Consider the following 1170-nt stretch of genomic DNA (forward strand, 5'->3'; position numbering starts at 1 on the left):
AACCGTTTTCGGCACGTCCGGGTTTCCCGGCGAATCACGACGAGGGGCGCTCCGGCGGCTTACGCCGCTACGACCCCATCGCCGCACTTCGCCTAACAACGGGCTTTGTCATCAGTCTGAGGCTCTCTTAGCGAGAGCCTTTGTTGTTGGGATCAGGCGGAGAACAGGGAAGGGTGGACTTGCTGGTGTTCATCCAGCCCGAGGCGTTGCAGAATGTCTTGTCGCAGCAGGTATTTCTTTATTTTCCCGGATGCGGTGCGCGGCAAACTCTCGACGATCACCAGATGCTCGGGGTACTTGTACTTTGCCACGCGTTTACGGCTGAAAAAGGCAATCACATCTTCTAGCGTCAGCACGTGGTAGGGGGCTTTAAGCACCACATAGGCGCATGAGCGTTCTCCCAAACGTTCATCGGGCATGGCGACCACGCCCGCATCGCGGATGCGCGGGTGTTGCATCAGAAGATCTTCCACCTCGCGGCTGCTGATATTCTCGCCGCCGCGCACGATGATATCTTTCTTGCGCCCGGTGATTTTGATATAGCCGTCGGCATCCATGCGGCACAGGTCGCCGCTGTAATACCAGCCATTTTCATCCAGCGCGCGCGCCGTTAATTCCGGTTCATCCAGATAACCCATAAATACATTTGGGCCGCGCGACGCTTCTTCACCTTCTTCCCCATACGCAACGGTGTTGCGCGCTTTATCGACCACTTTGATTTCAACGCCCGGCGCCGCCTGCCCGTCAGTGTTGACGATCCGTGCTGTGGGATCGTCCAGCCTCACGACGGCGTGCGGTGAGCTTTCCGTTGACCCGTACACGCTGAGCAGTTTGATGCCCATCTGCATACAATCTCGGGTGATCTTTTTAGGGATCGTAGTGCCGCCGCACAGGAAAAAGCGCAGCGATGACAGGTCGTAAGGTTTTTGCTGTACGCAGCACAGCAGGTCGTAGACAAACGGCGTCGCGCCCAGCACGCAGGTACAGCGTTCCTGCTGTAGCAGTTCAAGACAGTTTGTCGGATTAAAAATATCCAGCAGTACGCTACGCGCACCGATGATAAAGGGGGCGGTGACACCGTGTAAAAAGCCGGTGGCATGGCCCAACGGTGCTGGCATCAAGATGGTATCCAGCCAGGTCAGGTTCAGTGGGGGACAGTAGGGGCGGTCG

General features: G+C 57.2%; 1 protein-coding gene. It reads right to left on the minus strand.

Annotated features, from left to right (window positions below; translation table 11 throughout):
- Nucleotides 1-152: 152 nt before the first annotated feature.
- The coding region (locus tag J5224_RS28975) for an AMP-binding protein (RefSeq protein WP_264628539.1) at nt 153-1170 on the minus strand (1018 nt) is incomplete at its 5' end.

The organism is Candidatus Symbiopectobacterium sp. NZEC135 (assembly GCF_025962695.1).